The organism is Salinisphaera sp. RV14, assembly GCF_052044135.1.
Classification (GTDB): domain Bacteria; phylum Pseudomonadota; class Gammaproteobacteria; order Nevskiales; family Salinisphaeraceae; genus Salinisphaera.
The window spans coordinates 82,147-103,228 of record NZ_JBQDYF010000012.1; the positions used below are offsets into that span (position 1 = coordinate 82,147).

The window sequence follows — 21,082 nt, forward strand, 5'->3', positions numbered from 1 at the left end:
CCGGCCCGGGCCCCGCCGGCGACCCGGCCCGCTGCGCCTACGACGATTTGGGCTGCAGGAAACGATAGCGCAGCGTCCGGTGGCCACCCGCCGGCACGCTGACCCGCCATTCCGGCTGCTCGGCCGAGCCGCCGCTGGTCTTGGGTGCGTCGTCGGCCAGCTGCGCGCCGGCCGGCAGCCGTTCGGCAATCGTCACCCGGCGCGCCTTGTCGCCGGCATTGAACAGCTCGACGCGTACCCGGGTCGTTTTGCCGTTGCCCTCATCATCCGACTGCTTCGTGACCCGGTGCGTCCCGGTAATATCGAAAGCACCGCCCAGCGCGAGCGTCACCGGCGCGCCGGCCGGGGTATCGTCGATCCGCGTCCCGCCCATCAGCTGCGCGGCGTGGCCCGCGTCATAGATGCGCACCGCGCCCGCCGGCAGCGGCTGGCCCGAGCTGTTGTCGAACGCGAGGCTGACCCGGACGTGCTGGCGGCTGTTACCGGTATCGTTGAGCGCCTGGTTCTCGAAGCGATACCGGCGTGTCGCTTCCACACTGATCGGTTTCATCAGCGCGACCGATTTCACGGCGCCAGCCTTGACGTGCAGGCCATGGGCCAGCGGGTAGCGATAGACATCGCCAACCGCCTGCGGCGGGCCGGCCGCGGCGGATTCGCTCGAGGCCATCTTGGCCATCATCATCGGCCGCGGCGGGCCGCCATGGGCACGCGAGGTATCGCCCGCGACCAGCCAGGCCTGCCTGGCATCGAGCGCATCGTGGCCGCTATTGTCGATCACCGCCTGGCTCACCAGCCGCAGTTTGCCGCTCGCCGGATCGAAACGCCCGGTATAGCTGGCCTGCCAGCGCGGTGCCCGGGTCTGGTAGGTAACGGTGAGTTTCCGCTGGCCCGACTTGTCGGCGTCCACGTTCATGGTCAGGCCCGAACCGCTATTTCGGGCGCCGCCCCGGCTCTTGCCCACCGACCAGCTGATCTCGATCGGCGAGGCCGCGGTGATGCGCTCGATACGATCGTCGACGCGAACGTAGGCCGTATCGCCATCGACATTCACCAGCGTGCCCTGGCGTGTCTTGCCGCCCGGCGCACGCAGCGTCACCGACCGGCCGATGCGATCGGACAAATTGTTACCCGAAGCGTCGGCACCCGGCGCGCTGATGTCGAAGCCGGTCAGTTGCACACCGGCGCCCGACAACCACAGCGTATCCGGCTGGATTGCCCCGATCACTGGCCACGACACCGTCTGCTCACCCCGATCGAGACTGACCGCGCGGCTGTCCTGCACCACGGCTGCGCCCTGGCTGTAAAGCGCGATCGCATCGACCGCATGCGTTGAATTGCCCCCCGTCGCGGCGAACGCGTACGGCGCAGCCATGGCGAGGCCGGCGAGCGTGAAGATCCATCGGCTGTGCATGATTTCCTCCTCTTTCTATTACGTGGCCGGCACGCGCTCACTGTCCGATCGGACCAGCAGCCAGACCAGCAGCGCGATTACCGGCAGGGCGGCAATCGATGTATCGATGAAAAACCAGGTATAGCCGGCATGGTCGACCACCCAGCCGGAAAAGCCGCCGACGAACTTGCCCGGCAACGTCATCAGCGACGAAAACAACGCATACTGCGTGGCCGTATACGCCGTATTGGTCAGGCTGGATAGATAGGCGATGAAGGCCGAGCCGGCCAGTCCACCCGACAGGTTCTCGGCCGAAATGGTCACGGTCAGGGCGCCGAGACCGGGATTGTGAATCGTGGCCAGCCAGGCAAACACCAGGTTGGCGAGGGCGGACAGGATCGCACCGGCCAGCAACGGCTTCAGGATACCGAACCGCACCACCAGCACCCCGCCGATGCCCGCGCCCGAAATGGTCATGAGCAGGCCGAAGATCTTGGAGATACTCGCGATCTGCTCCGGGGTATAGCCGGAATCGAGATAAAACGGGTTGGCCATCACCCCCAGCGTGATTTCGGCCAGCCGGTACAGGCTCACGATAAGCAGGATCAGGATCGCCTGCCGACCATAGCGGGCAAAGAAATCCCAGAACGGACAGGCCACGGCGCCAATCACCCAGCGCTCGATGCCGCGCAGCCAGGCAGGCTGATGGGCGCGCGCATCGAGCCAGTCGACGGCCCACTGCTCACGGATCTCGGTATCGCGCGTGATGGCCGTGTCCGGCTCGCTCAGCACGAGCACGGTGATCATGCCCACGCCCACCAGTGCCGCCATCACATAATACGCTGCCGACCACGACGCGCCGGCCGCAATATAGAACGCCCCCGCACCGGCGACCAGCATGGCGACCCGGTAGCCGGCCTGGTAGGTCGCGGCCATCGCGCCCTGCAGGTCCTCCGCCACGGCCTCGATCCGCCAGGCGTCAATGGTGACGTCCTGCGTGGCCGAAGAAAACGCCACCAGCAGACCGAACCAAGCGATCTGCTCGAGATTCGCCGAGGGGTCCGTGCCGGCCATGCCGAACAAGCCCGCCATCAATCCGGTCTGTGCGAGCAACATCCAGCCGCGTCGCCGCCCCAGCAGCCGATGCAAAACCGGCAACGGCAGCCGGTCGATCACCGGCGCCCAGAAAAACTTGATGGAATACGTCAGCCCGATCCAGGAAAAGAACCCGATGGTGGTCTTGGACACGCCGGCCGTGGTCAGCCACGCCGACAAGGTGGAAAACACCAGCAGAAACGGCAGGCCCGAGGAAAAACCCAGAAAGCCCATGCCGACGACACGCGGCTGCGTATAGATCGCCAGGGCGCGGCGCCAATCGCGCCGCCCGGGCGAATCCTTGCGCTGACTGCCGCCCGAACGCCCGGCGACGCGGTACTCAGAGTTCGACGTCATAGTCGATCGTCAGCGGCGCGTGATCCGACAACCGCGTTTCGCGATAGACATATTCGGCCGTAGCCAGCTCGGCCAGCCCCGGCGTGGCGACGTGATAATCGATACGCCAGCCCACGTTGTTGTCCCAGGCCCGGCCGCGATTCGACCACCAGGTGAACTGATCCTCGTCCGGATTGATCTCGCGGAACACATCCACCAGCCCCACTTCGCCGAACAGCCGATCCATCCATGCCCGCTCGTGCGGCAGAAACCCCGAGTTCTTGCGGTTGTTCTTCCAGTTCTTGAGATCGATTTCCTTGTGCGCGATGTTCCAGTCGCCACAAATCAGATACTCGCCGGGGGCGGTGGCCTGCCGCCGCAGGAAATCGAGGAAATACAGCAGATAGCGCTCCTTGGAGTCCTGACGATGGTCGCCCGAGGAACCCGACGGCGCATACAGGCTGGCGATGCGCAGGTCGCCGCCGGGACGACTGAAGCGCGCCTCGATATAACGCCCCTCGGCATCGAACTCCTCGTGGCCCATGCCTCGAATGATCGCGTCCGGCTCGCGCTTGGCATAGATCGCGACGCCAGAATAACCCTTGCGGTTGGTCGCCTCTTCGTAGAAACAGTGGTAACCCGCCGGCCAGAATGCTGCCACGCCTTCGAGCTGATGCTGCTGCGCCTTCAATTCCTGGATACAGACCACGTCCGGATCCTGGCCGGCCATCCACTCGAAAAAACCCTTGCGCTGGGCCGCCCGGATACCGTTGGCGTTGAAGGACATCACCCGCATGCACGCTTTCCTTGGATCGTTGATGAAACATCGGCGCCGCGATTCGCCGCGCCCCGGATCAACGCTTATCATACGGGCTCATCGCCCGATCCCGACAACGCCGGAGTGCGCCCGATGCCCGCCGACGCGACCGACACCAGCCAGGATTTCCTGGCCCTGGCCGACGAATACCACGCGCTGAAATTCGGCGAATTCACGCTCAAATCCGGCCGTGTGTCGCCGTATTTTTTTAACATGGGCGAGATCGCCTCCGGCGCCGGCATGAAGCGCCTGGCCGCCGGCTATGCCGCCGCACTCACCGCCTCGGGCATCGAATACGACAGCCTGTTCGGCCCGGCCTACAAGGGCATTCCGCTGGTGGCGACCGTTGCCTGCGCGCTCGCCGAGCATGGCCGCGACGTGCCCTTCACCTACAACCGCAAGGAAGCCAAGGACCACGGCGAAGGCGGCACGCTGGTCGGCGCGCCGCTGGGCGCGCGTGTGGTGATCGTCGACGACGTCATCACCGCCGGCACCGCCGTGCGTGAAGCGATCCAACTAATCCGGGCGGCCGGCAGCGAAGTGGCCGGCGTCCTCATCGCGCTCGACCGCCAGGAACGCGGCGCCGACGACCGCTCGCCGCTGGCCGCGCTGGCCGCCGACGAAGGCATTCCCACCGCCGCGGTGGCCACGCTGGACGACGTGATCGGCTATGCACGCGGCCGCTACAGCGAGGCCACCGTCGCCGCGATCCGGGCCTATCGGGCGCAGTACGGCGTGGTCTAGGCCCTATGGCCCCAACCCGCAGGCGCCCGCGGCGGCTATTGTGGCGCCACGCCCGGGGCCAGATCGGCGAGCAGTCGATCGAGCTGGCTTTCTTCATGCACGGCCACGCCTGTGGCCTTCATGCGTGCGGCGAGCGCGTCGTCCCAGCGGGCTTCAACCGGCTCGCCGGTCAGCGGCGGTCCGTCGGTCGGCGTGTAATCGGCGGCCCGATAGCGCCACGGCCGGGCCCCGTAGCGGGCCATGATGCCGTTGGCGATGGTGAGTCCGGGCCAGTCGAAATCGCCGTGATAAACAAAATCGCAGCCGGCCCGGGCGAGTTGGTCGAGCAGGGTTCGGGGCGCGGCCGAAAGCTGGCCGTCGATGCAGACCAGCGGTGCGCTGTCGGCGGCCAGCGCGTCGGCGGCTGCCGCCAGCACTTCCGGGTTCTCGCAGACATGAACGGTCTGGCCCGGGCGCCAGAGCGGCGGATTGCGGGCGAGCAGACGTAGCGACAGATGCAGCGGGGCCCCCGCCTCGCGCGCGGTGGTGATGAGCCGGTCGGCTACGCCGGCGCCGCTCGCCTGCAGATTGAGCACCGCCACGGGTTTGGCCAGTTCGTTGACCAGCACGCCGTACTGGGCCCAGAGATCGCGCACCCGCTCGAACTGGCGCGCGCCGTCGAGGGTGCGGCGTACCAGCGTGGCCACCGGCTGACCGGCATCCAGCCCGTGCGCATCACCGAGCGCATCGGCGGCCAGGCGCGCCCGGGCAATGCCCGGTGCCGGCAGGCGCGCCAGCACCGCCTCGGCCTGGGCGATCAGGCGGCGCGCGGTATCGACATCGCGACCGGCAAGACGCTTGAGCAAGCCCTGGGTGCGGCGCTCGGCCAGGGTCTCGGCCAGTGCTGCGTGGGTGGGCGCGGCGAACACCTCGGCCCAGGCGCGGTCGGCACGCTCGCGCGCGGTGCGGGTATCGACGATCGGGCCGTCCAGGCATTCCAGTGCCTGGCGCAGGTTGTCGGCCAGTTCGGCGGCGCGCAGCGCCTGGTCCAGTTTGTCGTGCGACAGGCGCAGCGAGCGCTGATTGCTGCGGCGCCGGCCGAGCAGACCGGTCAGGGCATCACGTTCGGCGGCGGTGAGCTGGCCGAGGGTGAAACCGTCGACCGGGGTCTCCGCCGCCGCATAGCGTTTGCGCAGGCGCTGGCGCAGGCCGGCCAGTTCCGGGCCGCCGAGCAGCCGGTGCAGGCGTTCGCCATCAACCGGCAAGACGGCCCGCCACCGGCGGTGCGTCCGCGCGCTCGCGCGCGCGGCCGTTCCAGCGCCAGCGCGACACGAACACGGCGTCGACATCGGCGCGGCGCACCAGATGACAGATCGACACCCCGGGCAGCTCGGCATAGCAGCCCCATTCCCGCTCGCTGGTCATCACGAAATCCAGATCGAATTCGCGGATCAGGTCCATGCAGTGGGCGCGGGCGCCGTCGTCGATGCCGGCAAAGGCTTCGTCGAGCAGCACCAGCCGGGGCGCGAAATCGGCCGCACTTTCATAGTGGCTGGCAGCAGCCGCGAACAGGGGCACGGTCAGGCCCAGCGCGCGCTCGCCGCTGGAGGCCGGCCCGGACAGCGGCTTCCACTGGCCGTCCTGCCAGCGGCGGACGCGGAATCGATGCCAGGCGCGATAATCCAGCGCGCGGGCAAGCTGGTCGATGCGCGCCGCGCCGTCATCGCGGTCGCGCTCGGCGGCGATGCGTTGCTGCAAAAAGGCGCCGACCGCGGCCCGGTCCTCGGCCGACCAGGCATCGCTGACCTTGTTGAGCAGACGGTCGCGCACATCCGTCAGATTAGTGAACGCGCCGTCGTCGTCGGCCACCGGCTGCCAGACCAGCTTGAATTTGACCCCGGTGGAGGTCGGCCGCTGGTCCAGCTCGGCGTTGATGGCACGCACCCGGGCGTCGGCGTCGCGCATCAGGCCCTGCAGCTGTGCGGCCACCTCCGCCTGGAGGTGGTTTTCGATGATTTCGCTTTCCTTCGCGGTCAGCAGGTTGCGACGCTCGGCGATTTCGTTGTCGAGCATGGCCTGGAGCCGATCCGGGGCCTCGCTGCGTTGGTTGAAGGTCACCCGCACCACGAAACCGTGATCGGTGGGCTCGCCGGCGCTGTGATAGCCGCGCGCCGACAGCGCGCGCTGCAGTTCGGTGAATTCGCTGCCGATACGGTTTTGCACCCGCTGCCAGTCGGCATCGCTGTCGGCAACTTCGGCCAGCGCCGCCTCGGCGCCGCGGGCCGCGGCCAACGCCGGATCGATCGTCCACGCGGCCGTGGTCTCGGGCAGTTGCAGATCGGGTACCGCGGCCCGCAGCAGGCCGGTCTCGGCAAAAGCCTGAAACGCGGCCACCGCCTCGGCGCGTTCGCTCTGGCGCGCTTCGAGCTGGGCCCGTGTATCGGTGACCGCCTGCTCGGCGCCGCCAAGCTGTTTGTTGGCCTGGGTGAGTTCCGCGCGCGCGGTTTTCAGGGTCTCGCCGAGTGTGCGCTGTTCGCGCTCCAGGGCGTTCAGTCGCGTCAGCACTTCCTCGGCGCTGGCGCCGACGGTGTCCTGCAATTCGCGGTGGCGGGCGGCGGCCTGTTCGGCCTGTTGTTGCTGCGCGCGGGCACGCGCGGCGGCGCGGTCGCGATCCGCCCGGCTGGCCTGTTCGCGTGTGCTTTGCTCGGCGCGCTCCGCCAGGGCCTGGGCGTGCTCGCGAAGCGCGGCCTTCGCGTCACGAATCGCCAGCTTATAGTCGGCCAGATGCGCGGCGACCGCGTCCAGCGCCTCGGGCTCGGCGGGCAGGCGGGCGTCGTCGGCATCCATCTGCAACGCCTCGCGCGCCCGATCGAGGACGCTGCGGGCGCGCTGCAGCCGATCCTCGGCTTCGGCCAGGCGCTGGCGCGCGCTGGCGGCGCTGCGTTCGCTGGCCGCCAGTTCGGCATGGCTGGAGCGCAGCGCATCCGCGCCCGGGCGTGCGGCCAGCAGGTCCTTCAGCTGCTGACGTTCGCGGCCGAGCTCACCCAGCGCGGCGGCGATGCGTTCATCGCGCGCGGCCAGCTCGGCGAGTTCCGTCTCGATCGCTTGCAGGCGCTGGCGGCGGGCGGCTTCGCGCGCCGCGGCGCCGATATACTGGGCCGCCGGCTTGGCCCAGGCGCCGCGCGCCGGGCCGAACCGATAGCGACCGTCCACGGCCAACCAGAATTCGGCCGGCGCCACATCGTCCTCGGCAACCGCCACCGCGGCCAGAATCGACGCGACCCGGTCGGTGTTGATGGCAGCGGCCGCCGGATCGCCGGCATCCACGACCACATCCAGGAACGCGCCGAGGTTGTGGCGCTGCGCCGGGCGATCGACCAGCCACAGATCGTGGGTGTCCGGCGCCAGCAACTCGCCGGCCGGGCTGACCCAGGCATCGAGCACGCCGGCGGCCTGCAGCGCGGCTTCGATGCCGGCCCGCGTGGCGTCATCCACGCCGGGCCGGAAATCGACCAGCTGCCACAGCGGCGCGCCGGGACGCTGGCCGCGATCGGCGTCGCGGGTCATCGGGGCCGGCGGTGCCTGCTCGCCGCCCTCGCGCAGCCGCGCCTGTTCTTCGAGCAACGGCGCGCGCTCGGCGGCGACGGCCGCGCGCTGCTGATTGAGGTCGCCGACGCGCTCGGCCAGACGCTGGCGCTCGCGTTCGGCCACGGCCTGGGTATGGGTTTCCAGCGGCGATTCGCCGTCCAGGCTGTTGACCCAGTCGGCCAGCGCTTCGTCGGCATCCGGCCAGGCCCGCGCCGTATCCGCATCCAGCGTGGCGGCCACGCGCTCGGCAAAGCGCTGCCAGTCGGCGACATGGGTTTCGGCGGCGGCCTGCTGCGCAGCGCGCGCGTCACCGACGGCTTGTTCGGCGGCCTCGCTGTCGGCCAGCCGCGCGTCGCGTTCGTGCTGGGCCTGCAGGTGCTGCTGGCCGGCCGTGTCGACCGCCGCCAGGTTGCGCCGGATCTGGGCGATCTGCTGCTCGCGCCGGGTGGCGAGACCATTCTGGGTGGCAGCAATCTCCTGGCGCGCGGCCGGGTCCAGGCCACCCAGCGCATCCGGCGCCGTGGTCTCGCCCCAGCTCTGCCGGTGGGCGGCGCCCAGGCCAGCAGGGTCGGCGTGCTGCTCGGTGGCGGCGATGGCGCGGGCCAGCCCGTCGCGCGATTCACGACAGGCTTGTTCGCGCCGTTCCAGGCTGGCGACGTCCTGTTCGTGCCGGCGCCGGGCGGCCTCGTGATCGCGCCGGGCCTCGGCCGCGGCGCGCTCGGCGTCTTCGGCTGCGCTCTGGGCCCGATGCAGCTCGCGGGCGCTGCGCATCTCGGGGCTGTCCTTGAGCACTTCGATCTGGCTGGCGGTTTCGGCCGCGCGCCTTTCCGTATCGTCGACCTGCTGCTGGCTGGCCTCGAGCGCGGCCTGGGCCGCGGCCAGCGCCTCGCGGGCCGCGCGCGCCTCGCCGCTGGCGTTGTCGAACGCGGTCTGGGCCTGGCGCAGGTCGCGGGCCCGCCGGCGCGCCAGAATGCGCGCATAGCGGCCGTAGGTGGCATTGAACTGCGCGACCGCGGCTTGCATGGCGCGATAATCATCCAACTCGTCGCGATATTCATCGAGCTGGGTCATGGCCTCGGCCACGTCTTCCAGCACCGCCCGGTCCAGCGGCGGGAACGCCTGCGACAGCGCCGCCGAGAGGTTGTTCTCATTCGGCTGTTTGGACAGCTGCGGCTGGCGCAATTGAATGAGGGTATCGATCAGCGCGCGGTAACGCTCCGGGCCCAGCCCGAACAGGCGCTCGTCGACCGCGCGCCGGTAATCGCGCGCGGTGGTATGCACGCAGTGGCTGCCCAGCGCTTCGGCCAGCCGGTCGCGGGTGAGCACGGTCTGTTGGTCGGTGACCAGTGCCAGCTCAAAGCCGACGCGCTGCTCGGTGAGAAAAAACCAGGAGTCCACCCCGCTTCGCCCCGCGGTGGCGCGCAGGCCGCAGCCGAGGGTGGTGAAGCGCGGCGTCCCGTCGTCCTCGACCCGACCGAACTCGATCCAGGCATAACCGGTGCGCCGCTCGAAGCGTCCGCCCATGAGCAGGTTCCAGTCCATGCGCTTACCCGGGTCGGCGTCCGGCTCCAGCCGCGCCGACGACAGGCTGGCATCGAGCAGAAACGGCAGCGTCAGCGACAGCACCTTCGACTTGCCGGTGCCATTGTTGCCGCGGAGCAGCAGATGGCCGTCCTCGAACCAGAATTCCTCGGCGTCGTAGTGGTACAGCTCGACCAGGCCGAGCCGCAGCGGCTGCCAGCGGGCGGTTGTCGGCCGCGGCGCGGCGCCGGCATCGGATTCGGGATGGTTCATAGATCGGACAACAAATCGCTCTGTTTCGTCACGCGCGCTTCGCCGAGCCGGAAACGGCAAATGGCGGGCAGCGGCTCGATGGTCTGATCGGCACGGCGGATCAGACGCAGGGCTTCCAGACGTTCCAGCGCGGCCGCCGCCAGTGTGCGCTCGGCGCCGCTTTCCTGTGCGGCCTTGCGCCAGTACTTGCGGTGCTCGCGGGCGGCCTCGCGCATGAAGGCCAGCACTTCGGCCTCCGGCACCGGCCCGCTCTGGCCGGCACGAAGACGCGCAGCCAGGAATTCGGCCAGCAACAATGTGGCGTGGGCATCGGTGCCCTGCTGCGGCAGGGCGACATCGGTGAGTTCGCCGCGCGCATCGACCAGCGCCGTGCCCTCGGCCCGATGCTCGGCGGCAAGGCCCGTCGCCTCGGCCAGGCGCCGGCCCATCGGGCCGCGCTGGTTCAGGAAATACTCGCGCTCGTCGGTATCGAGCTCGTCCAGATACAACAGCGGATCGTCCAGCAACCGCCGCGACAGCCGATGCCGCAGCGCGGTGCGGCGCGCATCCTCGCCTTCGGCGAGATTATCGGCCGCCAACGCGGCCAGCCGCGCCTCCAGGGTTCCGGCGTCAGCCACCGCCGACGGCCCGCGGTCGCCGGCCAGTACCCCCGCCAGCAGGGGCCGGTGGATATCGTAGAGGGCGTCCCCGGACTGATTGATATAGGCCTGCTCGTCGCCGGCCACACGGGAGATGATGCCGAGCGCCAGCAACAGCCGGCAGACCGCGACCAGATCGCGGCGCTCGGTCTGGCGATCGAGCGCGAACACGAACCCGCTGGCTGCGAGTTGCGAATCCAGCGCTTCGACCATCAGGCGTTCGCCCAGCCGCGCCAGGGTGATCTGCACATCCTCGCGCTCCAGCACCGCCAGCGCCAGACACAGCAGGATGTACCGGTTGCGGTTGAACTCGCGGGCGCCGCGGCTGGCATCATTCACATCGGCCGCGCGCTTGGCCAGCCGCGCGTGTCCGCGCTCGACGCGCAGCACCCAACCGCATTCGCGGGCGAACCAGGTGCGCAGATAGTCGGCATGGGCGCGGACCAGGCCAAACACCCGGTCGTCGGCAGGCATCAAGGGGCGCGCCAGCAATGCGCGCAGCGCGCGCTGGCGCTGCTCGTCAATCTCGCGGGTTCTGGCGTCGATGACGGCGGCTTCGGCCATCAGGCGCCTGCTTTCATTCGATTACTCGACAACATTCCCGCGCCTTCAATCGCCGCGTTCGTGCAGCCGGCCTTCCACGTATTTGTGCAGGATGCTCGCAACCAGCGTCTGATACGGCATGCCTTCGGCCAAGGCTTTCTTTTGCAGTCCACGCAGGTCTCTGGAGGTAATCCGTATATTGATCCGCGCATCCTTCTTGAACATGGCCTCGGCGTAGGCTTGATGTCGCTTCTTCGTTTCCGGTGCATCCTGGGCGTGCCGGACCTTCCCGGCTTCGAACGCGTCCAGAATTTCTTTTTCTTCCGGGTCCAGCTTGTTCATTTCCTGCCACCTCGATAGATTCGGGTCGCCTTGCGGCTCGGAATGATCGTTTTCAGAAAAACCTCGTCTTCCGTCTCAACGAACGGCACCAGATAGACGTAGTCCTCGATCTCCAGGACATGGATCTGTTGGCCGGGATAACGCGCTTGATTCGGATGCTCTATCGTATCGAGCACATCGCCAGCCATGATGTGGAAAACCGCGTCCTCGAATGAAACACCCCGCTCGGCTTTCAGAAGCGCGTTCTTTTCCCGACTCCATGATATGACCTTCATCGGAGAAATCTAGCACATCGTGTGCCTTTTGGAGGACGTCCCGAAACCTGTGTTTACCACGCAGGACAAGCGCCACGACGGTCAATCCACCGCCCGCACATGCAGCCAGTGATCGCGCCCGGCAAAGCCGCCGTTCTCGGTTTCGATGGTCACCACGGGTGCGTCGTCGATGGGTGCGAGCGTCAGTGCCAGGCTGCCGTCGGAGGTGAGCCGCTCGATACGCGCGCCCGGCTCCCGCATGGCGGCGAGCGCTTCGCCGAGCACGTCGAGAAACAGTGCGAAAGCGTGGCGATCCAGGCGGCCGATCTCGGACAGGCGGGTGATCTCATCGGTGGTCAGGCGCTCGCGCGCCGCGGCGATCTGGGCATCCTCGGCGGCGATCTTTTCGGCCAGCCAGGCTTTTTCGGCGCTGCGATCGTGCACCTTGGGCGAACCGCCGGCGCTGGGCAGGCGGCCGCGTTCGCGCAGGGTCGGCTCGATGGCGATGGCGGGCGAATCGATCCAGGGCGTGGTCGCGGCCACATCGTCTTCGACGGTAAGCGCCAGATGACGCGCCGGCGACAAGCCGAACGCCACCCGCCATAACCGATGCGCATCGGCTTCGTCCCGGGTATCGGCGAACCAGCGCGCCAGTTCGCGATAATCGGCGGTGCGGTCGCTGCGCCCGGTGCGGCGCTCGTTGACCCGCGCGATCGCCGACAACAGCCGCGGAATCGCCGAGCGGGCCCGCGCGCGCAGGCGCTGGGCCTGGGACGGGCCGTCGTCACTGCGCAGAAACCAGCCACGCAGGCCGGCCCAGCGTTCGCGCCAGGCCGCGAGCGCGCGTTCGACCGCCTCGTCACTGGCCTGATCGTCGCCGGGCGCGGCATCCCGGGCTTCACGGGCCGCGGCCAGGCGCAGCAGTTCGTCGGCCGGCTCGAGCGCGGCGATGGTTTCGGCGATGCGCCCGGAGGCGGCCACCAGATCGCCGATGAAGCGCTCCAGATAATCGATCAGCCGGTCCTTGTAAGCGACCACGGTGGCCGCATCGGCGGCCTGCAACTCCACCGTGCGCGCCAGCCCGGCCATGAAATCCTCGGCGTTGTCGGCCAGCCCCTCGAACACATGCACGAGCTCGCGCAGGGTCTGGTGAATCCGAGCACCGTCGAGCGGGTCTTCGCCAGCCAGCCGCTGCAACGCGGCCAGCTGGGTCTGAATATCCTCCAGCGCCACCGTCTGCAGCTCGGCGCGGCGCTCCAGCGCCTGCGCGAAGGCCGCCAGCCCGGTTTCCACCGCCTCGCCCTCGCGCGAGAGTTGATAGAGAAACTTGGCGCGATAGAAATCCTCGATGGTGGAAACGCGCGCGGTATCGGCCTGGGCACGCAGGTTGCCCCATTCCACGAGCTGGGCCAGCAGACTCTGGACTTCCTCCGGCGTAGGGATTCCGCCGTCCGGCCAGCGCGCTTCCGCGCGCACCTCGTCGGGGCGCAGATGCAGACGGAATTGGCGCTTGGCGGCGGCAAACGCATCCAGCACGGCGCGATAGGCCATCGCGCGCTCGGCGCTGACGTGGCGGAAGAGATCGGCGGCGTTGGTCGTATCGCTCATAAGCTATCCTTGCGCGCTGGCTCGATGCGTTAAGCACTTCGGCCGCATTTTTTTATCTTCGACCGCCGGGTTCACCACTTAACGTTTGCCGCCCCCCGTGCTTCGAGATATCTCCTTAAGTCGTAGTCTGCGTCTCGGGTTCCTCACGCTCCTTGACGGACAAGCGCAGGCCAAGGGCATTAAATATCTTCATGAGAGTCGCCAGATTCGGATTGCCCTGGTCCGACAGGGCGCGATACAACGACTCGCGCGACAAGCCGGTCTGGCGCGCCAGATCGCTCATGCCCCGCGACCGCGCGATGTCGCCCAACGCCTGGGAAAGCAGACGGCCGTCATTGTATTCAAGGACCATATCCAGATACATCGCCATGTCGGCTGTTGTATCGAGATGCCGGGACGGGTCGAATGGAATGGTCTCAGTACTCATCGGTTTCACCCAGATTCGCAGCGAGCCGTTGCGCTTTCGCGATGTCGGCCTGTTGCTTCGTTTTGCTGGATTTGTCGCCCCCGCATAGAAGGATCACCAGTTCGCTGCCGCGCTTGGTGTAATACACCCGGTAGGCCTTGCCTTCGCGAATTTTCAGTTCGCTGACGCCGCCTTTCAGATCACGGTGCTCGCCCGGATTGCCATCAGCCAAGCGGCGGATGCGGATATCAATGCGTAGCTGCGCTCGTTTGTCCTTTAGACCATCAAGCCAGTGCGCAAACTCGACTGTCTGCTTGATATCCATGTATTAAAGTGTAGCTTTAAAACTACAATAATCCAATGGACCAGAAAACGTCCGCAAACAAAACGCACCCCCGGAATGCCTCATGCCGAGTATTTAACGCCCGGCTGAACGCTCGGCAGACATAGGCCAAAGTCGAGCTGCGCTCAGCAAACCAAGCTCACAAACTCACCAGATCTTGCAACTCCGCGTCGGACAGATCGGTGATCCAGCGCTCGCCGCTGGCCACGGTCAGGTCGGCCAGCTCTTTTTTCGACTGGATCATGGCATCGATTTTCTCTTCGAAGGTGTTTTCCGTGATCAGGCGATGGACGATGACATTGCGGCGCTGGCCGATGCGATAGGCGCGATCGGTGGCCTGGGCCTCGACCGCGGGGTTCCACCACAGGTCGTAGTGGATGACCTGGCTGGCCGCGGTGAGGTTCAGGCCCGTGCCGCCGGCCTTGAGCGAGACGATCAGGGCGCGCGGGCCACCCTCGCCCTGGAACGCATCGACCAGGCCGTCGCGCTGCTTGCGGGTGAGCCCGCCGTGCAGAAACGGGGCGTCGATGCCGAGTTCGTCGCCGAGTGCTGCGGCCAGCAGCCGGCCCATCGTCGTGTACTGGGTGAAGATGAGGGCTTTTTCACCGGCGGCATCGATTTCGCGCAGGATGCCCATGAACGCAGCGAGCTTGCCGGAAGCTTCGATATCGGCGGTCTCGCGGCCGGCGAACTGGGCCGGGCTGTTGCAGATCTGCTTGAGGGCATTGAGCAGTTTGAAGATGATGCCGCGCCGCTCGACGCCCTCCTCGGCCTCGGCCAGCTCCTGCATGATGGTGTCCACGGTGTTCTGGTACAGCGAGGCCTGTTCCGCGGACAGCCGGCAATAGCGATTGGCTTCGATCTTGTCCGGCAGGTCGGCGATGATGGATCGGTCGGTCTTGAGCCGGCGCAGGATGAACGGCGCGGTGATGGCACGGAATTTATCCAGCGCGGCGTGGTCGCGGTCGCGCTCGATCGGCTGGGCGAACATTTGGGCGAAACGTTTCTGGCTGCCCAGAACTTTCGGATTGATGAAATCGAATACCGACCAGTATTCCCGCAGACGATTCTCCACCGGGGTGCCGGACAACGCGATCCGGATATCGGCCTTGAGGCGCTTGACCGCCCTGGTCTGGGCGGCCGCCGGATTCTTGATGTTCTGGGCCTCGTCGATGGCCACCAGCGCCCAGCGCGGCCGGGCCACTGTCTTGGCATCCGAGCGCGCCAGGCCGTAGCTGGTCAGCACCACGTCGTGGCCGGCCCGGTCGAGCTGGCGATTCGGGCCGTGGTAGATCTGCACCGTCAGGTCCGGCGCAAAACGCGCGATCTCGTGGCGCCAGTTGGTCAGCAGCGGGGTCGGCACGACAATCAGCGCGCTCGCCTGGTCGAGCCGATGGGTCGCTTTCAGATGCGCCAACAGCGCGATCACCTGCAAGGTCTTGCCCAGCCCCATGTCGTCGGCCAGCAGGCTGCCGAAGCCCAGCCGGGCGTTTTCGGCGAGCCACTCGAAGCCGCGCTGCTGATACGGCCGCAGGCGGGCGTCGAGCGTGGCCGGCACCGGCGGCGGCGATTGCGGCCGGATCAGTTGATCGAACAGGGCCCGGGCGTCCTCGCTGGCGGCGACCGCGGCGCCATCGAGTTCGCCGGACAGGCCGGCCTGCAGCAACTCGGCGCGCGACAGTTCGGCCGGTGGCGTGTCCAGTTTGTCGAGCAGGCGACGTGTCTCTTGTGCGTCGACCATGACGTATTGATCCATGATCCGCACCAGGCCCGCGGCGTTCTCGACCAGCCGCCGGAATTCGTCAACCGAGATATGGCGATCGCCGATCGCCACCTGCCAATCGAACGTCAGCAATTGATCGAGGTTGAGATAACTGACCGCCGACTCGCTGTCCGCACTCGACAACGACAGGCTGGCCTGGGGCCGGGCCAGATTGCGCAGCGCCTTGGGCAGGATCACGCCGATACCCAGCATGCGCAGCGCCGGCAGCACGTCGCGCAGGATCGGGGTGAAGGCCTCGAGGCTATAGACCAGCGTCTGTTCGGGTGTCTCGTCGGTGCCCGGCGTGCCCGCCTCGCCTGCATACAACTGTTCGATATCCGGGAAGTAATCCGCCAGCACCGCCAGATCGGCGAGCACGTCGGCCCGGGCGGGTCCGCCGGGCGTCTCGGCCAGCCAGTCCGCAATCGGCTGGAAGCCGTCGTCGCGCTCGACCGTCAGCGCCACGGCCAGCTGGTCCTCGCCCGGCTCGTCGACCCGCAAATGCAGCCGGTGCGCGCGTTCGCCCAGGCTCAGGCGGCGCAGCCAGTGGGCGATCAACGACGGCGTCCGGTGCGTCTCGAAGGACTCGAAACGCACCGGCTGGCCGGTGAAGAATACCCGCTTGATCGCGTCATCCTGCCGCGATTCGGCCGTGCTCTGGAAACCGGCGCGAACGAAGAAGCCGAGCAGCACGCCCAGGGCGGCGCCGATCTGGGTGGGCGCATCGGCATAGGCCGGCTCGCGCCGGCGTGACTTGCCGCTTTCCAGTCGCCCCCGTTCCAGCTGCACCAGATCCGGCGGACACAGCGCGCACAGGTGCTCGAACAGATCCGCGACCGGCTCGGCCAGGCGTGCCGGCTGCCATGTCACGACGGTCGCGCCGCGGCTGTCCGCGGCCACGGCGGGCACGAAGGCGCCCTGCTCGATCAGCTTGAGCGCGAAGCGCAGCAATGTGCGCCACAGGGCCACGCGATGGGCCAGCCGCGGCTCGCGCTCGGCCGGCACGGCATGCAGCCCGGCCAGGAACGCCTCGAAGTCATCCGGGGCGCGTTTTTTATGTACTGGCTTGAACAGGCGCCCGTGGTCGCCGCGCATCTCGATCAGGCCGCCGCTGTCGTCGATGACGGCGGTCAGCCGGGTAACCCGCTCGGCCTCGGGCCATGGCGTGTCGGCCTCGCGATCATACGCCCGGGCGGCTCTTCGCGCGCGTTTGTAATGCGTGGCCAGAATCTGGTGGAAATCCTTGCTGTGAAACAGCGGCTGGGCCGAGAGAATCGTGAAAATCCGTGACTCGAGCGCCGGAATCCGAGATAAATCGAGCGCGGCGAAGGCCTCGGCCGATGGCGGCTCGAAATGCTCGATCGCCGGCTCGCGCGACCAGTCCTCCGACAACACGGGCAGCGTGGTGAGCGAGTCGGGGGCCACGCCCATCTGCGCCTGCAGTGTTTGGGCCAGATCCAGCCCATGCAGCGCGAACACGACGAACGGATCCTTGTCGATTTCGTTGGCGATCAGATAGATCACCGCCGCGATGTGCTTGCAGGGCAGCGCGTCGTCGGGACAGGAACAACGCGCGGTCAGGTCACGCCAGGAGCGCGGAAACAGCCGGATACCGCGCGCGCCGAGCCGTGTCAGGACATGCGCCGGCAGTTCGCGGTTGAGCAGGCGCGACAACAGCACTGGATCGGCTTGCACCGTGTCCAGCACGGTCTGCCGCTCGACCTTGGAAAATGCCGGCAGCGCGATACGGACCCGGTACGGTGTGGGTCGCGTGCCCAGTACGCGGGCGGCCGCCGTGCCGCCGGCGATGTCGACCGCGCGGACCGAGCCGTTATTGGCATAGCGCCGGCCACGCGGCAGCCGGTTGCTCTGATCGATACCGTCGAAGGCAGCCAGCCATTGCCGGCCCCACCAGGTGCGTCCGAAATCGGCGGGCATATCACGTCAGCCTGTACTGCGCCGCCTCTTCAGGTCGGCCAATCTCTGTTGCCGGCTCATCATGCCTGTCGTTCGAGACGAATAGCCGAATCATCGCCGAGATGGATGAACAACCGGCCTTCGCCCGTGTCCTGGTCCGTCAGGGATAGCCAGCCGCGACCGCTGACGTCGTCGCCTTCATCGCTGCGTTGCCAGGAAAAATCCACGCGACGGCCGTTATCGGCGTAGCGGGTGTCGATCACGGCGCCGAAGGCGAATTCACCCGAATCATCGGCAAAACGGAAATAGCCCGGCTGGACGAGGTCGATGAAGTCTTCGTCCCATGTTTGCATCCAGACGATACGCCAGTGACCCTTGAACCCAGCCATGAAGTTCTCCGGGCGCGCGGGCACTTGTGATTTGTTTTGTCGACCGGGCTCAGGCCGGTGTCGGCGTATCCGATACCGGCCGCGGCGCGCCGGAATCGCCGATCAGCGTCCCCACCCCGGCATCGGTGAACAGCTCGAGCAAAACGGCGTTCTCCACCCGGCCGTCCACGATATGCGCCGCGCGCACGCCGTCGGCCACGGCATCCAGCGCGCACTGAATCTTGGGCAGCATGCCGCCGTGGATGACGCCGGCGTCGATGAGCTTGCGGACCTGCTCGGGCGTCAGCCCTGTCAGCAGACGGCCTTCGGCATCCAGCACGCCCGGCGTGTTGGTCAGCAGCATCAGCTTTTCCGCCTTGAGCACCGAGGCGATCCGGCCCGCCACCAGGTCGGCGTTGATGTTGTAGCTGCGCCCGTCGGCGCCGACCCCGATCGGGGCGATCACCGGAATGAAGTCGTCGGCCTCGAGATGCTTGACGATGCCCGGGTCGATGCCGGCGACTTCGCCGACAAAGCCGAGATCGGTTGCGTCTTCGACCAGGGTCAGCTTGCGCGCGGTGATGAGGTTGCCGTCCTTGCCGGTCAGGCCCACGGCGCGGCCGCCGTGCTGGTTGATGAGGTTGACGATTTCCTTGTTCACCAGGCCACCGAGCACCATTTCGACCACGTCCATGGTGTCGGCATCGGTGACCCGCATGCCCTTGATGAACTCGGTCTGCTTGCCGACCCGCGCCAGGACCTTGCCGATCTGCGGGCCGCCGCCGTGCACCACCACCGGGTTGAAGCCGACCAGTTTCATGAGCGCGATATCGCGCGCGAAACCGGATTTCAGCTCCGGATCGGTCATGGCGTTGCCGCCATACTTGATGACGACGGTCTTGCCGGCGAAACGGCGGATGTAGGGCAGCGCTTCGCCGAGTACGCGGGCCACGCGGGCGGCGGCTTCGGGGTCCAGGGACATACGTCTTTTGTGCTCCATCGACCGGACTCAGTTGTCGGCCATGACCGCGGCCACGGCCGCATGATCATAGGTGGTGATCTCGAACCGGTTGCCATCGGGATCGGCAAAATACAGCGACCACGATACCGCGTGGTCCGCCCGGCGCACGGCCAGATCGGGCGCGGCGGACAGGTCGCGCTGCCAGGCGAGAAAATCGGCGCCGCTCACGCGCAGGGCGATGATGGCCCGATGCACCGATTCGCTCTGCTCGAACAGGGCGAGCGTGACCGTGCGCGCCGGGTTCGACAACGCCAGCGGGCCGCCCTCGCGCGCCCAGAACTCGAGTTCGGGCACGGGCGTCAACCCGAGCACGCGTGCATACCACTGGCGCGCGGCAGCACAATCGGCCACAAACACATGCACATGGTCGATAGCGAGCAACGTCGTGCCGTCGCCGATCGTCATCGGATCACGCCGCGCCGGTCGAGCCGAAGCCGCCCGCGCCGCGCGTGCTTTCGTCGAATTCGTCGACCACGGCGAGCTCGGCCGCAACCACGGGGATGAGCACGAACTGCGCGATGCGCTCGCCGGGTTCGATGGTGTAGGCCACATCGGCGCGGTTCCAGACCGAGACCTTGAGTTCGCCCTGATAGTCGGAGTCGATCAGGCCGGTGCCGTTGCCGAGCACGATGCCGTGTTTGTGGCCCAGCCCCGAGCGCGGCAGGATCAGCCCGGCCAGGTTCGGATCGGCGATATGCACCGCCAGACCACTGGGCAGCAGTTCGCATTGACCGGGCGCAAGCGACAGCGGCGCGGCGATCATCGCGCGCAGGTCGATGCCGGCCGAGCCGGCGGTGGCGCGCGCCGGCATGGGAAAGTCGCGGCCGAGCCGCGCGTCGAGGCGTTTCACCTGCAGTTGTGTCATCGAATGTTCCGAATCCTTCGAGGGTGTTAGGTCAGGCGTTCGCCGATCAGGGCGACCAGATCGCGGGCCAGATCGGCCTTGGCCGCCCGCGCCAGGCGTTTCTCGCCGCCGTCCCAGATCACGAGCAGTTCGTTGTCGTCGCGGCCGAAGGCCTGGTCCGGGCCGACCACGTTGCCGGCGATCATGGACAGCCCCTTGCGCCGGCGCTTGTCGCGCGCGGCGGCTTCCATGCCGGTGGTCTCGGCGGCGAAGCCGAGCGTGAAGGCGCCCGGCCAGGCCCGCGCGACCGCGGCGATGATGTCGGCGGTACGCGCCAGGCGCAGCGTGGCATCGCCGTCGGATTTCTTGATCTTATCGCCGGCCACCTCGGCCGGGCGGTAGTCGGCGACCGCCGCCGCGCCGATGAAGACATCCGCACCGGGCATGGCGGCCATCACCGCATCGTACATCTGGCCGGCCGATTCCACGTCGATGCGCGCGACAGCCGCCGGGGCAGCCAGTGTCGTCGGCCCGGACACCAGCGTGACCTCGGCCCCCGCCGCCGCGCATGCCGCGGCCAGCGCGTAGCCCATGCGCCCCGACGAACGATTGGTCAGATAGCGCACCGGATCGAGCGCCTCCCGCGTGGGCCCCGCGGTGACCACCACACGCCGCCCGGCGAGCGCCCCGCGTGCGGCGCTGTAACGGGCGATCAACGCATCCCGGATCGCATCGGGCTCGCTCATGCGCCCGGCGCCGGACTCGCGCTCGGCCAGCTCGCCGGTGTCCGGGCCGATAATGGTCACCCCGCGCTCGGCCAGCGCCGTCATGTTCGCGCGCGTGGCCGGGTGCGCCCACATCACATGATTCATCGCCGGCGCCACCACCATATCGGCGGTGGTGGCCAGACAGAGCGTGGTCAACAAATCGTCGGCGCGGCCGAGTGCCAGCCGCGCCAGGATGTCGGCGCTGGCGGGCGCGATCAGGACCAGCTCGGCCCAGCGCGCCAGCTCGATATGGCCCATCGCCAGCTCGGCGGATTCATCCCAGAGGTCGTCACGCACCGGATGGCCGGAAACGGCCGCCAGGGTCATCGGCGTGACGAACCGTTTCGCCGCCGGGGTCATCACCACCTGGACCTCGGCGCCGGCCTCGACCAGACGGCGCACCAGGATCGGCGTCTTGTAGGCGGCGATGCTGCCGGTCACCCCGAGCAGCACGCGACGTTGGGCCAGTGCTTGCATGGGCTCTATTGTACCCGGGACGGCCGGTCGCTCCATGGGCCGGGTCGAA

At 67.8% G+C, this 21,082-nt stretch carries 18 protein-coding genes; 1 reads left to right on the forward strand and 17 read right to left on the reverse strand.

Annotation, left to right across the window (positions count from 1 at the left end):
• Positions 1-37: 37 nt before the first annotated feature.
• From ACS8Y6_RS12790 to ACS8Y6_RS12800, 3 genes are read right to left on the reverse strand one after another with little or no spacing between them, the layout of a single operon-like run.
• The gene (locus ACS8Y6_RS12790) at positions 38-1,411 is read right to left on the reverse strand and encodes a DUF4139 domain-containing protein (RefSeq protein ID WP_440855703.1); all 1,374 of its coding nucleotides are present in this window, start codon (positions 1,409-1,411) and stop codon (positions 38-40) included.
• A gap of 18 nt (positions 1,412-1,429) precedes the next feature.
• On the reverse strand, positions 1,430-2,842 hold the full coding sequence (locus tag ACS8Y6_RS12795; RefSeq protein WP_440849039.1) for an AmpG family muropeptide MFS transporter: 1,413 nt from the start codon (positions 2,840-2,842) through the stop codon (positions 1,430-1,432).
• Positions 2,826-3,617: an exodeoxyribonuclease III gene (locus tag ACS8Y6_RS12800; protein ID WP_440849040.1), complete on the reverse strand. Its 792-nt coding sequence runs from the start codon at positions 3,615-3,617 to the stop codon at positions 2,826-2,828. Before ACS8Y6_RS12800 ends, ACS8Y6_RS12795 begins: the two co-directional genes overlap by 17 nt.
• Before the next feature lie 114 nt (positions 3,618-3,731).
• Between ACS8Y6_RS12800 and pyrE the strand changes: the two genes are divergently transcribed.
• Positions 3,732-4,382 carry an orotate phosphoribosyltransferase gene (gene pyrE, locus ACS8Y6_RS12805; protein WP_440849041.1) on the forward strand — a complete coding sequence of 217 codons (651 nt, stop codon included), beginning with the start codon at positions 3,732-3,734 and terminating at the stop codon, positions 4,380-4,382.
• 35 nt (positions 4,383-4,417) lie between these two features.
• On the opposite strand, the gene ACS8Y6_RS12810 is transcribed toward pyrE, so the two are convergent.
• From ACS8Y6_RS12810 to coaBC, 14 genes are all read right to left on the reverse strand, one after another.
• Entirely contained in the window at positions 4,418-5,626 is a 1,209-nt protein-coding gene (locus ACS8Y6_RS12810; protein WP_440849042.1) for a TIGR02679 family protein, read from the reverse strand.
• Positions 5,616-9,743 (reverse strand): TIGR02680 family protein, encoded by a 4,128-nt coding sequence (locus ACS8Y6_RS12815; protein WP_440855704.1) that lies wholly within the window; start codon positions 9,741-9,743, stop codon positions 5,616-5,618. Before ACS8Y6_RS12815 ends, ACS8Y6_RS12810 begins: the two co-directional genes overlap by 11 nt.
• Positions 9,740-10,945 carry a TIGR02678 family protein gene (locus tag ACS8Y6_RS12820; protein WP_440849044.1) on the reverse strand — a complete coding sequence of 402 codons (1,206 nt, stop codon included), beginning with the start codon at positions 10,943-10,945 and terminating at the stop codon, positions 9,740-9,742. The genes ACS8Y6_RS12815 and ACS8Y6_RS12820 overlap by 4 nt, the downstream gene beginning before the upstream one ends.
• A 45-nt stretch (positions 10,946-10,990) precedes the next feature.
• Entirely contained in the window at positions 10,991-11,266 is a 276-nt protein-coding gene (locus tag ACS8Y6_RS12825; protein WP_440849045.1) for an antitoxin, read from the reverse strand.
• Positions 11,263-11,541, reverse strand: coding sequence for a BrnT family toxin (locus ACS8Y6_RS12830; protein ID WP_440849046.1), 279 nt, complete (start codon positions 11,539-11,541; stop codon positions 11,263-11,265). Before ACS8Y6_RS12830 ends, ACS8Y6_RS12825 begins: the two co-directional genes overlap by 4 nt.
• Before the next feature lie 81 nt (positions 11,542-11,622).
• On the reverse strand, positions 11,623-13,128 hold the full coding sequence (locus tag ACS8Y6_RS12835) for a TIGR02677 family protein (RefSeq protein ID WP_440855705.1): 1,506 nt from the start codon (positions 13,126-13,128) through the stop codon (positions 11,623-11,625).
• 115 nt (positions 13,129-13,243) lie between these two features.
• Positions 13,244-13,555, reverse strand: a complete 312-nt coding sequence (locus tag ACS8Y6_RS12840; protein ID WP_440849048.1) for an addiction module antidote protein — start codon at positions 13,553-13,555, stop codon at positions 13,244-13,246.
• Positions 13,545-13,859 carry a type II toxin-antitoxin system RelE/ParE family toxin gene (locus ACS8Y6_RS12845; protein ID WP_440849049.1) on the reverse strand — a complete coding sequence of 105 codons (315 nt, stop codon included), beginning with the start codon at positions 13,857-13,859 and terminating at the stop codon, positions 13,545-13,547. Before ACS8Y6_RS12845 ends, ACS8Y6_RS12840 begins: the two co-directional genes overlap by 11 nt.
• A 157-nt stretch (positions 13,860-14,016) precedes the next feature.
• Positions 14,017-17,577 (reverse strand): SNF2-related protein, encoded by a 3,561-nt coding sequence (locus ACS8Y6_RS12850; RefSeq protein WP_440855706.1) that lies wholly within the window; start codon positions 17,575-17,577, stop codon positions 14,017-14,019.
• A 59-nt stretch (positions 17,578-17,636) separates the two neighbouring features.
• The gene (locus ACS8Y6_RS12855) at positions 17,637-17,945 is read right to left on the reverse strand and encodes a hypothetical protein (RefSeq protein ID WP_440849051.1); all 309 of its coding nucleotides are present in this window, start codon (positions 17,943-17,945) and stop codon (positions 17,637-17,639) included.
• Positions 17,946-17,994: 49 nt separating this feature from the next.
• Positions 17,995-18,906, reverse strand: coding sequence for an acetylglutamate kinase (gene argB / locus ACS8Y6_RS12860; RefSeq protein ID WP_440849052.1), 912 nt, complete (start codon positions 18,904-18,906; stop codon positions 17,995-17,997).
• 27 nt (positions 18,907-18,933) lie between these two features.
• Positions 18,934-19,350, reverse strand: a complete 417-nt coding sequence (locus ACS8Y6_RS12865) for a VOC family protein (protein WP_440849053.1) — start codon at positions 19,348-19,350, stop codon at positions 18,934-18,936.
• Positions 19,351-19,354: 4 nt separating this feature from the next.
• Positions 19,355-19,810 (reverse strand): dUTP diphosphatase, encoded by a 456-nt coding sequence (dut, locus tag ACS8Y6_RS12870; RefSeq protein WP_440849054.1) that lies wholly within the window; start codon positions 19,808-19,810, stop codon positions 19,355-19,357.
• A 26-nt stretch (positions 19,811-19,836) separates the two neighbouring features.
• Positions 19,837-21,033 carry a bifunctional phosphopantothenoylcysteine decarboxylase/phosphopantothenate--cysteine ligase CoaBC gene (coaBC, locus tag ACS8Y6_RS12875; protein WP_440855707.1) on the reverse strand — a complete coding sequence of 399 codons (1,197 nt, stop codon included), beginning with the start codon at positions 21,031-21,033 and terminating at the stop codon, positions 19,837-19,839.
• Between the last annotated feature and the right edge of the window lie 49 nt (positions 21,034-21,082).